This window comes from Stenotrophomonas sp. GbtcB23, from assembly GCF_019091045.1.
GTDB classification, from domain to species: domain Bacteria; phylum Pseudomonadota; class Gammaproteobacteria; order Xanthomonadales; family Xanthomonadaceae; genus Stenotrophomonas; species Stenotrophomonas rhizophila_A.
In genome coordinates, this window is the sequence record NZ_JAGXKC010000296.1 from 1 (window position 1) to 320 (window position 320).

1 protein-coding gene is annotated in these 320 nt (G+C 67.5%); it reads right to left on the reverse strand.

Annotation, left to right across the window (positions count from 1 at the left end; translation table 11 throughout):
- Positions 1-48: 48 nt before the first annotated feature.
- Positions 49-288, reverse strand: a complete 240-nt coding sequence (locus KVS69_RS19180) for a hypothetical protein (RefSeq protein ID WP_217539551.1) — start codon at positions 286-288, stop codon at positions 49-51.
- Positions 289-320 lie beyond the last annotated feature (32 nt).

Consider the following 320-nt stretch of genomic DNA (forward strand, 5'->3'; position numbering starts at 1 on the left):
GGCCTGCACGGTGGGATCTTCCATCGTCTGCGAGCTGCCGCGCCAGACCTAATCGGAGGTCTGCGTGGCGCTACCGTCCATGCCCGCCAGCGCCGAGCCACTGCGAGCAAGGCCAAGTGCCACGACGCTCATCCGGCGCAGTGCGCGCCCTGTTTCCTGCTTTGCCACCACGTCCACCACTCCTGAAAACGGCCGCGCCGATGAAGCGCACAGTGTGGTGAGCGTGGCCGTAAAGGCGCCATGCGCCGCAGCGGCGGGGCGCGCATATTCGGCGTAAAAGCTGCCCACCAGGCCTTCTGGCGGCCCGCGTTATCATGGCG